The following is a 14,920-nucleotide window of genomic DNA, read 5'->3' as shown; positions in this document are numbered from 1 at the left end:
TTGGACCTATAGTCATTTTCGCGTTTTTATGCGGATTTTAGCGCCGCATGCTCTTTTATATACCGAAATGCAAACTACCGGCGCCATCCAGAATAATCCCAGACGTTCGCTGCCTTTTAATCACCAAGAACACCCATTGGCACTGCAACTTGGCGGGTCTGATCCTGGCGCATTAGGACGCTGTGCGAAGCTTGCTGAGCAAGAGGGCTATGATGAGGTAAATATCAATTTAGGTTGTCCAAGTGATAAAGTAAAAGCAGGGCATTTTGGTGCTTGTTTGATGAATGAGCCCGCTCAAGTGATGGCCTGCATTAAAGCCATGCGGGAAGAAACCAGTATTCCAGTGACTGCGAAAGTACGCATTGGGATTGATCATCAAGACAGTTATGAGTTTTTCAGTGCGTTTGTGCAGCAATTGATTGCAGCTGGCAGTCAGAAAATTATTGTGCATGCCCGTAAGGCCTGGTTGAATGGTTTAAGTCCAAAACAAAACAGGACAGTTCCTCCGGTTAATTACGACTATGTTTACCGTATCAAGAAGGAAATTCCGCATATTCCTGTCGTAATCAATGGCAATATTTTAAATTCCCAAGAAATTAATGAGCATTTACACTACGTAGACGGGGTTATGCTCGGGCGTTTAGCTTGCGATAATCCGTATCAAATTGCAGAAATACACGAAATTCTATATCCTTCAATGCAAAAATTAACGCGCAGTGAGGCTTTTATTCGCTATTTAGATTATTTGTTTGATGAACACAGTAAAGGCGTTTCTTTAAGCTTATTGATTAAACCGGTATTCAATTTAGCATTTGGTTTATCTGGTGCGAGTCAGTGGAAGAAAAAACTGATGCTTATTTTACAGACTAAAGATCTGTCTTTATTTGACTCGCTTACGCAGTATTTAGTAGAAATCGAAGAATCAATGCATGTCAATTGGGTGTGAATTCTCAATTTTAGCATTAAGTTCGTTATTCTATTCGTTCTTTAATGAAGGAGTTTATTTATTTCATGGCATTTTCTCTTGAATTTTAGTACATTAACCAATTTGTTATTTGGAATATCCAGAGGATAATTTAGGCCATGCTGAATACGTTGATTAAGAAAATGTTTGGAAGCCGAAATGAGCGTACATTACGGCGTATGGAAAAGGCAGTAGTGGCCATTAATGCGTTTGAAGCACAAATGCAAGCCCTGTCTGATGCTGATTTGGCAGCAAAAACGCAACAATTTAAAGCGCGTTTTACTGAAGGTGAAAACCTTGATGAATTACTCGCCGAAGCCTTCGCCACGGTTCGCGAAGTCTCTGTACGTACCTTAGGCCTGCGTCATTTTGATGTGCAATTAATTGGCGGTATGGTACTGCACGAAGGTAATATTGCTGAAATGCGTACTGGGGAAGGAAAAACTTTGGTTGCTACCTTGCCTGCTTACCTAAATGCAATTAGTGGTCGCGGTGTACATGTGATAACCGTTAACGATTATCTTGCCAAACGTGATAGTCAATGGATGCGTCCTATATTTGAATTCCTGGGACTTAGTGTTGGGGTAATTTATCCTGATATGTCTCACAGCGATAAGAAAGCAGCTTATGGGTGTGACATCGTTTATGGAACCAATAACGAATACGGATTTGATTACTTACGCGATAATATGGCTTTTAGTCTCGAAGACAAGGTGCAGCGAGAACTTAATTTTGCGATTATCGACGAAGTAGATTCTATTCTTATTGACGAGGCACGTACGCCCCTAATTATCTCCGGTGCGGCCGAAGACAGTTCTGAGCTTTACATTAAGATAAACAAGCTAATTCCAAATCTGAAGAAACAAGAAGAAGAAGATGGTGAAGGTGACTTTACTATCGATGAAAAACAAAAACAGGCTCATCTTACAGATGCTGGTCATCAACACATTGAAGAATTGCTGATTAGTGCAAAATTATTGGATCAAGGCGAAAGCTTGTACCATGCCAGCAATATTATGTTGATGCATCATGTTAATGCGGCACTTAAGGCGCATGCCATGTTCCATCGCGATATTGATTACATTGTGAGTGATGATCAAGTCGTTATTGTGGATGAACATACTGGTCGTACTATGCCGGGTCGCCGATGGTCTGAAGGTTTACATCAGGCGGTTGAAGCTAAAGAAGGTGTTTCTATTCAAAATGAAAACCAGACTTTGGCATCCATTACGTTCCAGAATTTCTTCCGCATGTATAATAAACTATCGGGAATGACCGGAACAGCGGATACCGAAGCTTACGAATTACAGCAAATTTATAATCTTGATGTCGTAGTGATTCCAACGAACAGACCCATGATGCGAAAAGATGAAGCGGATTTGGTTTATTTGAACCAAACCGACAAATTCCAAGCCGTTATCGAAGATGTTCGTGAGTGTGTTGCACGTCAACAGCCTGTTCTAGTAGGTACTGCCTCAATTGAAGCGTCTGAATTTTTAAGCCAAATGTTGAAAAAAGCAAATATTAAACACCAGGTTTTAAATGCTAAATTTCATGAAAAAGAAGCGCAAATCATTGCAGAAGCAGGGCGCCCTGGGGCTGTAACTATTGCTACGAACATGGCTGGTCGAGGTACGGACATCGTCTTAGGTGGTAGTTTGGCAGCAGATCTAGCACAATTACCTGAAACGGCTACTGCAGAAGAAAAACAAGAAATAAAACGAGTATGGCAAAAACGCCATGATGACGTATTGGCTTCAGGTGGTTTAAGAATTATTGGGTCTGAGCGTCATGAATCACGTCGTATCGACAATCAGCTCCGTGGTCGTTCTGGTCGTCAAGGAGACGTAGGAAGCAGTCGTTTCTACTTATCGCTTGAAGATAATTTGATGCGAATTTTTGCTTCTGAACGTGTAGCGTCTATGATGCGTCGTCTGGGTATGAAACCCGGTGAACCTATTGAGCATAACCTAGTAACTAAAGCAATTGAAAATGCGCAGCGTAAACTCGAAGGGCATCATTTTGATGTGAGAAAGCAGTTACTCGATTATGACAACGTAGCGAACGATCAACGACATGTGATTTACACCCAACGTGCTTCCATCATGGAAATGGCTGATACGGAAGAGGCGATTAATATGATGCGAGAAGATGTGATTAATAATCTCGTTGATACGTATATTCCACCGCAAAGTTTGGAAGATCAATGGGATGCTAAGGCTCTAAGTGATGTATTAACTGAAGAATTCCAATTAGATATTCCTGTGCTTCAGTGGATTGATGAGGATCATCATATTCAACAAGAGCAGATTAAAGAAAAAATTCTTGCTTCTGCGGTAGCGCAGTATGATGAAAAAGTAAGAGCGGCTGGAAGACCGGTCATGTCTCAATTTGAAAAATCAGTGATTTTACAAACTTTAGATAATCAATGGCGTGAACATTTGGCATCAATGGATCAATTACGCCAAGGGATTCATTTACGCGGGTATGCACAAAAAGATCCCAAACAAGAGTATAAAAAAGAAGCTTTTACCTTGTTTACGAGCATGCTTGATAACTTAAAGTATGATGTGATCCGACTTATTTCTTCAGTGGAAATTCAAACTGAAGCAGACGTTAGTGCAGTTGAAGAGCAGCGACGTGCTGACCAAGTAAGTCATATGAGCTTAAATCATGGTGATTCATTTAATGATGATGAAAGCGGTACTCCTCAGGCGCAGACATACAGACGTCAAGAAAAGAAAATAGGACGAAATGATCCTTGCCCATGTGGTTCTGGTAAGAAGTATAAATCGTGTCATGGTAGTTTGTCGTGATCCGAGTTGCCGTAGCAATTATTGTTGATGCAGAGCAACGTATTTTAATCACTCAACGTCCTCATCATGTACCCCATGGTGGGCGTTGGGAGTTTCCAGGCGGTAAGTTAGAGACTAATGAACTGGCTGAACATGCTTTAATCAGAGAAATTCGCGAAGAGGTTGGTCTTGAAGTTCTTAAGTATGAGTTTCTGGGTGAAGTAAATCATCAATATTCGGATAAATCAGTACAGTTACTTATTTTTCTTGTGACCCAATTTTCAGGAACTCCTTTATGTGTTGAGGGGCAACTAGCGATGAAATGGATAAAGCAAGAAGCGCTTAATCCTGATGATTTTCCTGAAGCTAATCGTGAAGTTATTGCTTTGATCCCTGTTTTAGCGTCTTAGTTAAAATCAAGATATAACGGTGCATGATCTGACACCTCATCATTCATTACTGCAAATTTATTGACAGAAATTTCTGGGGAAATCAGGATATAATCTGCAAATTTTTCTTCTTTTTTGTAATAACTGGTTCGTGTTGAACGAATTTTATGACGAGTAATAAGATTATCCATGCCTTGTTCAATAATGTGCATACTCTTAGTATCGGGTCTTAAGTTAAAATCACCACACAATATTTGGGGTGTATTAATTGTGTCCATGAAATGCCGGATACGATGGGATTGATTGATGCGGTCAGGTGTATCTTTTTTACCTCGACCATTCCATAATCCATGCACGTTGAGGATGGAGTAAATTTGATTATTAAATTCACATTCAACCCATTGTAAATTACGGGAATGATTTTCGCCAATTCCTGGATGATGTTGTTTTTGATGAATATTGATTTCACCTTCACTTAAAATCTCAATATTTTTTTTCAATAACATCGCAATTCCATAAACATTTTCAACTGCAGGTTTGAAAATCGCATAATGATTCGGGAGTAGCTTTTGTAAATCAGAAAAAATATTCAGGCTTAATTCTTTATCATCAACAGCAATCTTACGATGAGCATTATGATACACTTCCTGTAGGCAAAATATATCGATGTCTTTATGGTGATGAATAAATTTCAGTAAAGGATTTCTTAAATGCCCTCCCCATAAATTTAAGGTAATTAATTTCATACCGCACTCATCTCCTTGATCTTATTAGATAATCATAGCGCAATTATCAGATATTGGTCTAGATCAGCTTTTACGAACTAAGCAACCATCCATAATCTTTTATAAAACATCAAGATAGTGTGTTGTCCGCCTTCGTACACGACAATTTTTTAATTTAGTAGCACTCGTTGAAAGATAAATATAATCTCGCTTGTCTAGAGGAGGTTATATTATGGATCATATCAACGAGTTGATTGTTATTTTAAATGCAAGTTTTAATTGGAACAAGGCACGAGTAACTTGTTTTGCGAAAATGTTATTGGCATTACTGACTACACGAACAGTCAACTTGAATAAAATTGCTTGCTCAATGAGCAGCAAAGCAGAGCAAACATCACGATACAGGCGATTACAACGTTTTTTTGCTGAGTTCACAATCGATTTTGAAATGATTGCCGGTTTTATTTTTCGCTTATTTTTTGTAACCGATGGTCACTGGTATTTAACGATGGACCGTACGAACTGGCAATGGGGCAAATCAAACATTAACATGTTGACTTTGGGTATTGCATTCAAAGGGATTGCTATTCCGATATACTGGACGTTACTTGATAAAAAAGGAAATTCTGATACTCAAGAGCGGATTGCTCTGGTACAAAAATTTATCCATTCTTTTGGAAAATCGTGTATCGCTGGGTTGTTAGCCGATCGAGAGTTCATAGGAGCAGAGTGGTTTGGTTGGCTCATAGCAGAACACATTCCTTTTTGGATTCGAGTTAAAGACAACCTGCTCACGACGGATTCACGAGGTCGCCCGATCAAAGTGAAAATGCTATTTCGTAACTTGCCATTGAATCATGAACATTCATTGTATGGGAAAAGGTCGATACTTGGACACGAACTCTTTGTGGCTGGACTTAGACTCCCAGATAATGATTACCTTATTATTGTAACACCAGATTTCCCTGGCTTAGCTGTCAGTAAATATGCATTGAGATGGGAAATCGAAACACTGTTCTCATGCCTCAAAGGGCGTGGGTTTAATTTTGAAGACACTCATATAACTGCGCCTGATCGCGTGAATAAATTGATGGCTTTATTAGCGATTGCCTTCTGCTGGTGTTATAAAATGGGCGAATGGTGTCATGAAGTAAAACCGATTCTTATTCATAAAGCCAAAGAAATTTGGAATTCCGCTGCAACTGAGATTCTTTGCGCCTAAAATTCGACAAAAAATACTTTTTGCTCTTTCAATAGTTAACTTGACGGTGCCGGCTTAAGCCATCAAGTCGCCAACAATGATGACCTCCTCCGGAGGTGTAAATTCAGCGGCAACTTCAACTCTAGATGGTATCTGATGATCATCAAATTGCATAGTAAGTATTTTTTATTGCATCACATTATTGTTCTAAATTTTGACTATTCATAATATTTAATGGTAGCGTAACTTTGAATAATTAATAATAATTCTTAACTCTTAAAGTTCATATTCATAAGCTTAACGTGGTTAATCAATCCCCGTTTTATTTACTCCATACATTGTATATTGTCTACATTTTTACAATTCACCGTTAATATAAATATTCTTAATACGATGTTACGTATTTCCTAAAATGTGCTATACTACAAATGTAGCATGTTAAAACAATAGTAGTATAATATTACAATGGTGGTTGATATGGGTATTCCAATCAGAATTAATGAATCAATTTATAATGATGCGAAGAAAGTTGCATCAGCCGAGTTTCGTTCAATTCCCAATCAAATAGAGTATTGGGCTAAATTAGGGAAGTGCGCTTTAGATAATCCTGATTTACCTGTTGAATTTATAAGAGATGTCCTTCTTTCTAAACTACAGGATAAATCATTGGCAGAACCATTTTATTTTGAAGGCAAAAGTGACTGATATTAAAATTTGGCAAATGCCAGCCTTTAAAAAGGCGTATAAAAAGCTGCCAAGTACTCATATGTTAGTTGTGGATGAAGCTATTCGTGCAATAGTTAATAATCCTAGCATCGGTGAAGAAAAGAAAGGTGACTTGTCTGGAGTTTCTGTTTATAAATTTAAGATTAACCATCAGCAAATGCTTTTGGCATATGAATGGGATTATGAAAACAGAATTTTATTGGCTCTCGGAGTCCATGAAAATTTTTATCGGGATCTTAAAGGAAAACAATAAAGCATGGAGTGCTTAAATGAAGGCTATAAATCAGGAAGGGCAGAAAATAATTGATGAGTCGCTAAGGGTTCGAAGAAATAATAAGTTACTTATTATTGATAAGATACTGACGCACCGCTTCCGCGGTTTGTCGACTACCCAAGATCGCGCCGTCCAGGCGCTCTTTCTTGGGCAGTTTTAAGCTATTTTGCGAAATATTCCTTCTCAAAAGCTAATGGTGTTTTGTAATTCAAAGTTGGGTTTTAGTCGAGTAAACTGACCTTGGTAACAAGGTCAGTTTACTCGACTAAAACCCGACATAAGGGCTTTTTGGAGGTAGTTATGGTGCAAGTCATTTACCGCGATTTTTAATTCATTGAATCCCAAATTATTCATTAGCACATCATCTGCTTCTTTTAAGCGTAGATTTAGGCCTGGTTGTGCCGCTAAGATTGCTAACGCTTGTTCTCTCGTGCACTGATCGCGTTGTATTACTCGGGCTATTTGCGTTTCTATAGGTGCATTAACCAAGAGGATTCTATTGATGTAAGGGTATTTTTCTTTATCAATGAGTAAAGGGATCTCAACGATACAATAAGGTGTTATGCTGGAATCGACTTGTTCTTTTATTTTTTGTCGGATTAATGGGTGCAAAAGTTGTTCAAGCCAGAATCGTTCTTTGGCATCAGAAAAAATAATAGACCTTAATTTGCGACGATTAAGTGTTCCATCATCAGTTAGTATTTCAGTGCCATAGTGCGTTACGATTTGCATGTAGGCTTCTTGATCTTTTGCCGTAAGTGCTTTTGATATTTTATCCGCGTAAATCACTTGGATTCCTAATTCAGAAAACAGTTCGGCAACGGTACTTTTTCCACTGGCAATACCGCCTGTTAAACCAACACAGTAAACCATCAGCGGGTAGGTCCATTTTTATTGCTGCATGTTATTAAATTAACATAACAGGTTTCTGGCACTGTACTTTTTTGTTGGCAATAAGCCTTAGCGCCGAACGCCGCATCGTAACGTTGTGAGTAGATGTCACTTTTCCATGGCATGGCTGTTCTGTCTAGAGCAGTGCATTCCCACATAGGTTTGCTGCTGACACCGCGAATGAATTGTTCACAGTTGCCTGGAGTTGTTCTGCAAGTAGCAGGGGCTACACTTTCTCTTTTACATGAAGAAAAGGCAAAATTTAAGGCTATTTTTTTGTAAATACTTACGGCGCCCCATTGTTTATTTGTTCCGTCATGAGTAGTGCATTGCCAATAATCCCCATTATGTATTGGTTCGGCATAGGCGGTAGCCGTAAGGCTAAGTAACAATATAAGATACGAATGCGCGCGATAATTCATTTTTTCTCTCCGTGAAGCAGGTTTTTTAATTGATCAATGGGCAAAGCCTTTGAAAAATACCAACCCTGCAGCAATTGTATTCCATTTTTAAGTAAGTAATTTATTTGTTCTTTTGTTTCCACACCTTCTGCAATGATAATTAAATTTATTTTTTTAGCCAAATCAATAATTGCATCATTTAACGATTCGGTGATTGCCTTTGTACCAATGGCATGTATAAATAATTTATCAATTTTAAGATAATTGAAAGGAAAATATTGTAAATAATTAATACTTGCATGCCCAGTTCCATAATCATCTATCGCTAGTGAAAATCCTTTCTCTCGTAATTCTTGCATTTTTTTGATGTAAACTTCATTATTTTCATCAAGTAAATCACGCTCCGTTATTTCAAGCAAAATTTGATTCGGATTAATGGAATAATCTACGAGGAGCCCATAAAATTTGTCGAAAAAAACTGGATCAGTAAAATGCAGGGCACAAATATTAAATGACAAATGAAATTGTGGATCTGCTTTTAAAATGCTTTTGGTTTCCTTAAATGCTATTTTAATTATTTGTAGGGTTATTGGTATAATTAAGCCAGTAGTCTCAGCCTCTTCTATAAACAAATCAGGCATGATAATTTTATTGTGATTGCTGCGCCATCTTAAAAGGACTTCGGCACCGGAATAGTTAGTTAGTTTTTCGTTAAACACAGGTTGATATACGGGATAGAATTGTTCGCGCTTTATGGCTTTTCTTATTGACCACTGTAATGAGTGGTGTTTTTGTAAGAAGTTTTTTACTAAGCAATATAAACAGCTGGAAATAACTAAGATATCAATGCCAAGCAGAATTTGGTTATACCATGGCTGATTAAAAAAAGCGGAATGTATGTTATTAATAGTATTATACCAGGTAACAACGGAGCAAAGTAAAAACACCACAATCGTGATTAATATCCATAATGCTTTAAATTGCCTATAAATATAATCTGTTAGCAGATACCATAGTCGATCCATTATTCTGAGCTTTTTAGACATAAGCCTCTTTTATTGATTGTAATGTTATTTCAGCTAATTTCCCAATAATTTCTCTTTGTGTATTCAAGGGTGGTAACCAATAAAGTGTATTGCCGATTGGTCGTATTAATGCGCCATTATTTAATGCATGTTGATAGACTTTATTGCCAATGCGATTTTGTTGATCTATATGATTAAGATCCGCGGCAACAACAGCACCAACTCCACGAACGTTCGTTAATTGGCCCGATATTTGGGCTATTTCATGCATGCAGTGAAGCATGTACTCACCTAATGATTGAGCTTGTTTGATAATTTCTTCGTCACGCATGGCTTTGATGGTTGCCAATGCCGCACTGACGGCTAGCGAATTACCGCTGTACGTGTGCGAATGTAAAAATGATTTACCGCTGTTGTACTCATCGTAAAAGAGTTCAAATATGGTATTGTCAATCATCACGCAGCTCAGAGGAATAGAGCCAGAAGTCAATCCTTTTGATAAACAAATAAGATCGGGTTCGATTCCTGCATGATCACATGCCAGCCATTCTCCCGTTCGCCCTAAGCCGGTCATGATTTCATCAGCAATAAGATAAATATCCTTGCTTTTTGCCCAGACAGATAGTTTTCTTAAAAAATCAGGGCTATAGCACAGCATGCCGCCTGCTCCTTGTACGACAGGCTCCAAAATAATCGCACATACTTTGTCACTAATTGGCTCTAATTGCTTTTCTACGGCATGCCAATAAGTATCGCAATTATCCCACAATGGGTCTTGTTTACCTGAAAGATAAGGAATATTTTCAATAAAATGGCAAGGTACGCCGTAGGATTCGTAGGGAGCTTTATATAGTCCTAGATCACTAGTGCCCATGGTGGCAAGGGTTTCACCATGATAGCCATTTTTAAGGGCAATAAATTGTTTTTTATGCTGCTGGCCTTTGATTTGGTTGGCATGAATTGTTAATTTCAACGCGATTTCAACCGCGCTGGAACCATCACTGGCAAAGAAAATATGCTGTTTTTTAGTGAGTTGGGTTAACTCTTCGGCTAGTTCGACTAATGCTGGATGAGTTGTGTTGGCGGCAATGACGTGTTCAAAGCGATGGAGTTGGTTCATTATTGCCGCCATGACTGCCGGATGTCCGTGCCCCAAAGACTTGCACCACCAACTTGAAATGGCATCAATAAGCGGGCCTTTATCTGTATGAAGATAGCTGCCTTGCGCGTGTTCAACAATAAGCGGAGGATATTCTTCAAAATCTTTCATTTGTGCGCATGGATGCCATACATGTTTTAAATCGCGTGTTATTAATTGTTTGATGTTGACCATTTTTAAAATTTTGGTTGACAAGAAATGACGTCACTTTATCATGTTCGATATTATAAACAATAGGGGTTAGTAGTGACGCAAGTTAAAAAACAATGGACCATTTCTGAAATCACGGCTCTTTACGAGCAGCCATTTAATGATTTATTAAATCAAGCACATACAGCACATCGAGAAAATCATGATGCTAATTCATTGCAATTTGCGACTTTATTGAGTATTAAGACAGGAGCTTGCCCAGAAGATTGTGGTTATTGTTCCCAGAGTGGACATCATCAAACACATGTGGAAAAAGAAAAATTGATGTCTGTTGCTGAAGTATTAAAAAGTGCGCAAGAAGCTAAAGATGGTGGTGCAAAACGCTTTTGCATGGGGGCTGCCTGGCGTTGTCCTCCGGACAAAGTGATGCCCCAATTACAAGAGATGGTTGAAGGTGTAAAGGCTTTGGGATTAGAAACATGCATGACTTTGGGTATGTTAAATAAAGAACAGGCAACCTGTTTAAAAGAAGCTGGCCTTGATTATTACAACCATAATATTGATACCTCACCTTCTTATTATGAAAAAGTAGTGACCACACGTAAATTTAGCGATCGTTTGGAAACACTGGAGAATGTTCGTGCCGCTGGAATTAATGTTTGCTGTGGTGGGATCTTGGGTTTAGGTGAGACACGTGAAGATCGTATCGAGTTCTTATTAACCTTAGCTAATTTGGAAACACCACCAGAGAGTGTGCCAATTAACCGTTTAATTCCTGTTGAAGGTACACCATTGGCTAAAGCACGCCAGGTTGAAGGGATTGAGTTAGTGCGTACGATTGCTACGGCTAGAATATTAATGCCGCAAAGTGCCATTCGTTTAACTGCAGGCCGTACCGAGATGAGTGATGAATTGCAGGCACTTTGTTATTTTGCTGGGGCCAATTCTGTATTTATTGGTGATAAATTATTAACCGAAGAGAATCCACAACGTGCAAAGGATAAAGTGCTCTTTAACAAACTGGGTCTGACCGAGATGGTTTAAGAGTACGAGTTGGAATTAAATAAAGTGAAACAAAATATCCCTTATCCCTCTTAGTGAGAAGGGAATTTGCGTCCTTCTTCAACCGTTCGAACAGAGACCTTAATGTTTTTAAATAAAAAAATTAAAGACTACACCAAACAATTGACGCAACAAGGTTTGTTAAGAAGACGGTCGCTAGAAAAACCCGATAATTCGCAATTCATTCATTTTGACAGTAACGATTATTTATCATTAACTCAAGATAAACGCATTGCGGAAGCTTATCAGCGTGGTTACTCGCTTTATCCGAGTGGCAGTGGTGCATCAATGTTATTGAGTGGTTACCATCAGAATCACCACGCAGTTGAACAGGCATTTGCTGATTTATTGGCGGTAGATGAGTGTATTTTATTGGCTTCAGGGTATGCTGCAAATCTTGCAATTACGGCATTGCTTGGTAAGTTAAAAGTCCATTGTTTTATTGACAAAGAGGTGCACGCCTCAGTTTATGATGGTTTGGCTCTATCACAAGTCAATTACACACGTTATTTTCATAATAATCTGATTGATTTAAAACGTAAATTAATAGCCCATTCAGCAAATTCGGCGTTAATTACGGAAGGCATTTTTAGCATGAGTGGTCAAATAGCACCGTTAACTGCAATTGCTTCATTGTGTATTGAAAATCAAACAGAGCTATTGGTGGATGAAGCGCACTCTTTTGGTGTGCTTGGCGAACAGGGAAAAGGGGCTGTGGCTTACCATGGATTAAGCCAAAATCAAATACCTTTAAGAGTTATTCCTTTGGGGAAAGCATTTGCCGCACAGGGGGCATTGATTGCGGGACAAAGTGATTGGATTACCGCGTTATTACAGGCAGGACGCTCGCTGATTTATTCGACAGCGATTAGTCCTGCATTAAGCTACGGTTTATTAAACACCTTGGACGTTGTTGTGGCTGCTGAAGAGAGGCGATTAAAGTTAACGCAACTAGTGGCTTTATTTCGGGAGTTAATTAAAAAATCACCCTTTAGTTGGGCTGATTCGTCCACCCCCATTCAACAATTGCGTTTGGGATGCCCTCATTTGGCGTTACATTATACTCAAGAGCTTAAAAAACAAGGCATTAGCTGTTTTGCTATTAGAACACCAACTGTGGGTAAAAAAGAGACGGGATTGCGAATTATTTTAAATTATTGCCATACACCAGAGCAAATTCACACCTTATTTAACAAACTAGATGTAATTTATGAACATTCACATTAAGACGTACGGTTGCGGATTTCCGCTTGTTTTTTTTCACGGCTGGGGATTTGATAGCCAAGTATGGATGCCTTTAGTATCGCAACTTGCCGGCAATTACCAACTCATTCTGGTGGATTTGCCAGGATTTGGTCACAGTTTCATGATGGATTGGTCGTCATTTAAGACGCAACTATTAAATCAATTACCACCGCAATTTGCTTTGGTCGGTTGGTCTATGGGCGGGCTTTTTGCTACGCGCTTAGCATTAGAAAAACCTGAGCGGGTAACGCATCTTATTAATATTACTTCATCGCCACGATTTTTGTTGGATAATGATTGGCCAGGGGTTTCTCAAGAAGTATTTACTACCTTTTATCAAAATTTATTAAAGGATTCTCGTGCTACTTTAGAAGAGTTTATTGCGCTGCAAGTCAGTAAACATAACTTCGAGCTTGCTTTGGGACATCTTCCTTCATCGGCTGGATTGGCTTCAGGTCTTGATATTTTAGGTACATGGGATTTTCGTCAGCAACTCAAGCAATTTGAGCGGCCTGTATGTTATATGTTTGGCCGGCTTGATCCTATAGTCCCAGTAAAAACCATGAAGGCCATGCAGGAGCATTACCCAGGATTTAAGTACGTTTATTTTAATCGTGCAGCACATATGCCTTTTTTGTCTCATATGGATTTATTTACTAGTGAGATGCAGGAATTTATCAAATGAAGCGATATTTTATTACCGGTACTGATACTGATTGCGGTAAAACCTATGTAACAGCGTGCTTAGCTAATTATTTTCCTGATGCTGCAGCAATTAAGCCGATTGCTAGTGGGTGTTTGGAATTAGATAATCAATTAGTAAGCACTGATGCCTTGCGATTACAAAAAAACAGTAATTTAAGTTTAAATACAATTAATCCCTGGCGATTTAAATCGCCAGTTTCTCCTCATATTGCAGCCAAAGAAGCGGGGGCTTTTGTTTCTGCCGCGGATCTGGCTGATTATTGCACCACGTTGCAATTGGAAGGGATTGAGCATTTATTTATTGAAGGGGCTGGTGGTTTATTAGTGCCGCTGAATGATGAGGAAACCTGGATTGATTTTTTAAAGATTACTGCGTTTCCGGTTATTTTAGTTGTTGGCATGAAGCTTGGATGTATTAATCATGCCTTGCTTACGGAAGCTGTGTTGCGTGCTCATGATATTTCCTGTGTGGGGTGGATTGCTAATTGTATTGATCCACAAATGTTGTCTTTAACGGCAAATATTGAAACTTTAAAGTCCAAGCTGCAGGCTCCATTATTGGCAACATTGTCTTTTGGTGGTGAAATTTCTGAGGTGCGTTTATAGAATTAATATGGTTGTTGTTTTCATTCTTTTCACCTAATATAACGTTATAGGCAAGAGATCGGGACAGAGCATATTATGTCTTGATTCGTTCGGGCTGAGGAGGCATTTATGCCGTCTTGAGGCCTTGTTAATTTTGACGCCGACAGGGTAAGAAATATCTTATTCATATATGACGTTAATCTATTAATCTCTTTCAAACAGCTTAAAGGTGAATTATGTCGACCAGGGAGAAGCTTGTTCAATCAGTAATGACTGCGTTTTTAGTTCTTGTTGCAACCAATGTCCCCGCAGCTGCAGACAGCAAAGATACTCCGGTTCTGGAGAAATGCTATGGTATTGCTAAAATGGGTATGAACGATTGTGCGACTGCAACGTCTTCTTGTGCTGGCTCCTCGACTAAAGACAAGCAAAAGGATGCGTTTCTTTTTATGCCTAAAGGTCTTTGCGAAAAGATTGTAGGAGGAAGTCTCAAGTCAGAATAGGGCTTGGTACCGCTACCACTACCATAAGTTAAGGAAATTTGTCATTCCCGCGCAGGCGGGAAATCATCCATGAATTGGCATTATAGCCAGTGAGGAATGGATCCCCGCCTACGCGGGGAG

The 14,920-nt window shown here is 38.9% G+C and carries 17 protein-coding genes; 12 read left to right on the top strand and 5 right to left on the bottom strand.

The annotated features are described in order from the left end of the window. The 3 genes from dusA to mutT form a co-directional block, all read left to right on the top strand. Positions 1–946, top strand: a 946-nt coding sequence (gene dusA / locus LDG_RS18045) for a tRNA dihydrouridine(20/20a) synthase DusA (RefSeq protein ID WP_085955960.1), incomplete at its 5' end; no start/stop codon positions are given. A 137-nt stretch (positions 947–1,083) separates the two neighbouring features. After that, positions 1,084–3,780 carry a preprotein translocase subunit SecA gene (secA, locus tag LDG_RS18040; RefSeq protein ID WP_006872919.1) on the top strand — a complete coding sequence of 899 codons (2,697 nt, stop codon included), beginning with the start codon at positions 1,084–1,086 and terminating at the stop codon, positions 3,778–3,780. After that, a complete protein-coding gene (gene mutT, locus LDG_RS18035; RefSeq protein WP_040536650.1) occupies positions 3,780–4,169 on the top strand; it encodes an 8-oxo-dGTP diphosphatase MutT in 390 nt (129 codons plus the stop codon). Before secA ends, mutT begins: the two co-directional genes overlap by 1 nt. Here mutT and LDG_RS18030 read toward each other — a convergent pair. Then, complete coding sequence (locus tag LDG_RS18030) at positions 4,166–4,894, bottom strand: endonuclease/exonuclease/phosphatase family protein (RefSeq protein ID WP_006872917.1); 729 nt, start codon at positions 4,892–4,894, stop codon at positions 4,166–4,168. The two genes, mutT and LDG_RS18030, sit on opposite strands and share 4 nt — an antisense overlap. 211 nt (positions 4,895–5,105) lie before the next feature. Here LDG_RS18030 and LDG_RS18025 point away from each other — a divergent pair, with 211 nt between their 5' ends. The 4 genes from LDG_RS18025 to LDG_RS19785 all read left to right on the top strand — a co-directional run bounded on the left by LDG_RS18025 (position 5,106) and on the right by LDG_RS19785 (position 7,234). Further along, positions 5,106–6,095: an IS4 family transposase gene (locus LDG_RS18025; RefSeq protein WP_006872916.1), complete on the top strand. Its 990-nt coding sequence runs from the start codon at positions 5,106–5,108 to the stop codon at positions 6,093–6,095. A gap of 456 nt (positions 6,096–6,551) precedes the next feature. Then, positions 6,552–6,779 carry a TA system antitoxin ParD family protein gene (locus tag LDG_RS18020; RefSeq protein WP_006872915.1) on the top strand — a complete coding sequence of 76 codons (228 nt, stop codon included), beginning with the start codon at positions 6,552–6,554 and terminating at the stop codon, positions 6,777–6,779. After that, a complete protein-coding gene (locus tag LDG_RS18015) occupies positions 6,772–7,053 on the top strand; it encodes a type II toxin-antitoxin system RelE/ParE family toxin (RefSeq protein ID WP_006872914.1) in 282 nt (93 codons plus the stop codon). Before LDG_RS18020 ends, LDG_RS18015 begins: the two co-directional genes overlap by 8 nt. A gap of 16 nt (positions 7,054–7,069) precedes the next feature. Further along, complete coding sequence (locus LDG_RS19785) at positions 7,070–7,234, top strand: hypothetical protein (protein WP_158307891.1); 165 nt, start codon at positions 7,070–7,072, stop codon at positions 7,232–7,234. Between the two features lie 92 nt (positions 7,235–7,326). Here the strand turns inward: LDG_RS19785 and coaE are convergent, their stop codons facing one another. Genes coaE through bioA form a run of 4 tightly spaced genes read right to left on the bottom strand, consistent with a single transcriptional unit; the run spans position 7,327 to position 10,724 of the window. Continuing rightward, positions 7,327–7,947 (bottom strand): dephospho-CoA kinase, encoded by a 621-nt coding sequence (gene coaE, locus LDG_RS18010; protein WP_006872913.1) that lies wholly within the window; start codon positions 7,945–7,947, stop codon positions 7,327–7,329. Continuing rightward, positions 7,947–8,387 (bottom strand): hypothetical protein, encoded by a 441-nt coding sequence (locus LDG_RS18005; RefSeq protein WP_006872912.1) that lies wholly within the window; start codon positions 8,385–8,387, stop codon positions 7,947–7,949. The genes coaE and LDG_RS18005 overlap by 1 nt, the downstream gene beginning before the upstream one ends. Continuing rightward, a complete protein-coding gene (locus tag LDG_RS18000) occupies positions 8,384–9,391 on the bottom strand; it encodes an EAL domain-containing protein (RefSeq protein WP_267878857.1) in 1,008 nt (335 codons plus the stop codon). The genes LDG_RS18005 and LDG_RS18000 overlap by 4 nt, the downstream gene beginning before the upstream one ends. 13 nt (positions 9,392–9,404) lie before the next feature. After that, positions 9,405–10,724 carry an adenosylmethionine--8-amino-7-oxononanoate transaminase gene (gene bioA, locus LDG_RS17995; protein ID WP_040536641.1) on the bottom strand — a complete coding sequence of 440 codons (1,320 nt, stop codon included), beginning with the start codon at positions 10,722–10,724 and terminating at the stop codon, positions 9,405–9,407. A gap of 72 nt (positions 10,725–10,796) precedes the next feature. Between bioA and bioB the strand changes: the two genes are divergently transcribed. The 5 genes from bioB (at position 10,797) to LDG_RS17970 (ending at position 14,800) form a co-directional block, all read left to right on the top strand. Next, positions 10,797–11,744: a biotin synthase BioB gene (gene bioB / locus LDG_RS17990; RefSeq protein ID WP_006872909.1), complete on the top strand. Its 948-nt coding sequence runs from the start codon at positions 10,797–10,799 to the stop codon at positions 11,742–11,744. A 102-nt stretch (positions 11,745–11,846) separates the two neighbouring features. Then, positions 11,847–12,989, top strand: coding sequence for an aminotransferase class I/II-fold pyridoxal phosphate-dependent enzyme (locus LDG_RS17985; protein WP_006872908.1), 1,143 nt, complete (start codon positions 11,847–11,849; stop codon positions 12,987–12,989). Continuing rightward, positions 12,973–13,692: an alpha/beta fold hydrolase gene (locus LDG_RS17980; RefSeq protein WP_040536592.1), complete on the top strand. Its 720-nt coding sequence runs from the start codon at positions 12,973–12,975 to the stop codon at positions 13,690–13,692. Before LDG_RS17985 ends, LDG_RS17980 begins: the two co-directional genes overlap by 17 nt. Next, positions 13,689–14,318, top strand: a complete 630-nt coding sequence (bioD, locus tag LDG_RS17975) for a dethiobiotin synthase (RefSeq protein WP_006872906.1) — start codon at positions 13,689–13,691, stop codon at positions 14,316–14,318. Before LDG_RS17980 ends, bioD begins: the two co-directional genes overlap by 4 nt. Before the next feature lie 215 nt (positions 14,319–14,533). Continuing rightward, positions 14,534–14,800, top strand: coding sequence for a BufA1 family periplasmic bufferin-type metallophore (locus LDG_RS17970; protein WP_006872905.1), 267 nt, complete (start codon positions 14,534–14,536; stop codon positions 14,798–14,800). Positions 14,801–14,920: the final 120 nt, after the last annotated feature.

Origin of the sequence: Legionella drancourtii LLAP12 (genome assembly GCF_000162755.2) — a bacterium.
Lineage (GTDB): Bacteria > Pseudomonadota > Gammaproteobacteria > Legionellales > Legionellaceae > Legionella > Legionella drancourtii.
This window is presented reverse-complemented; position numbering and strand designations above follow the sequence as displayed.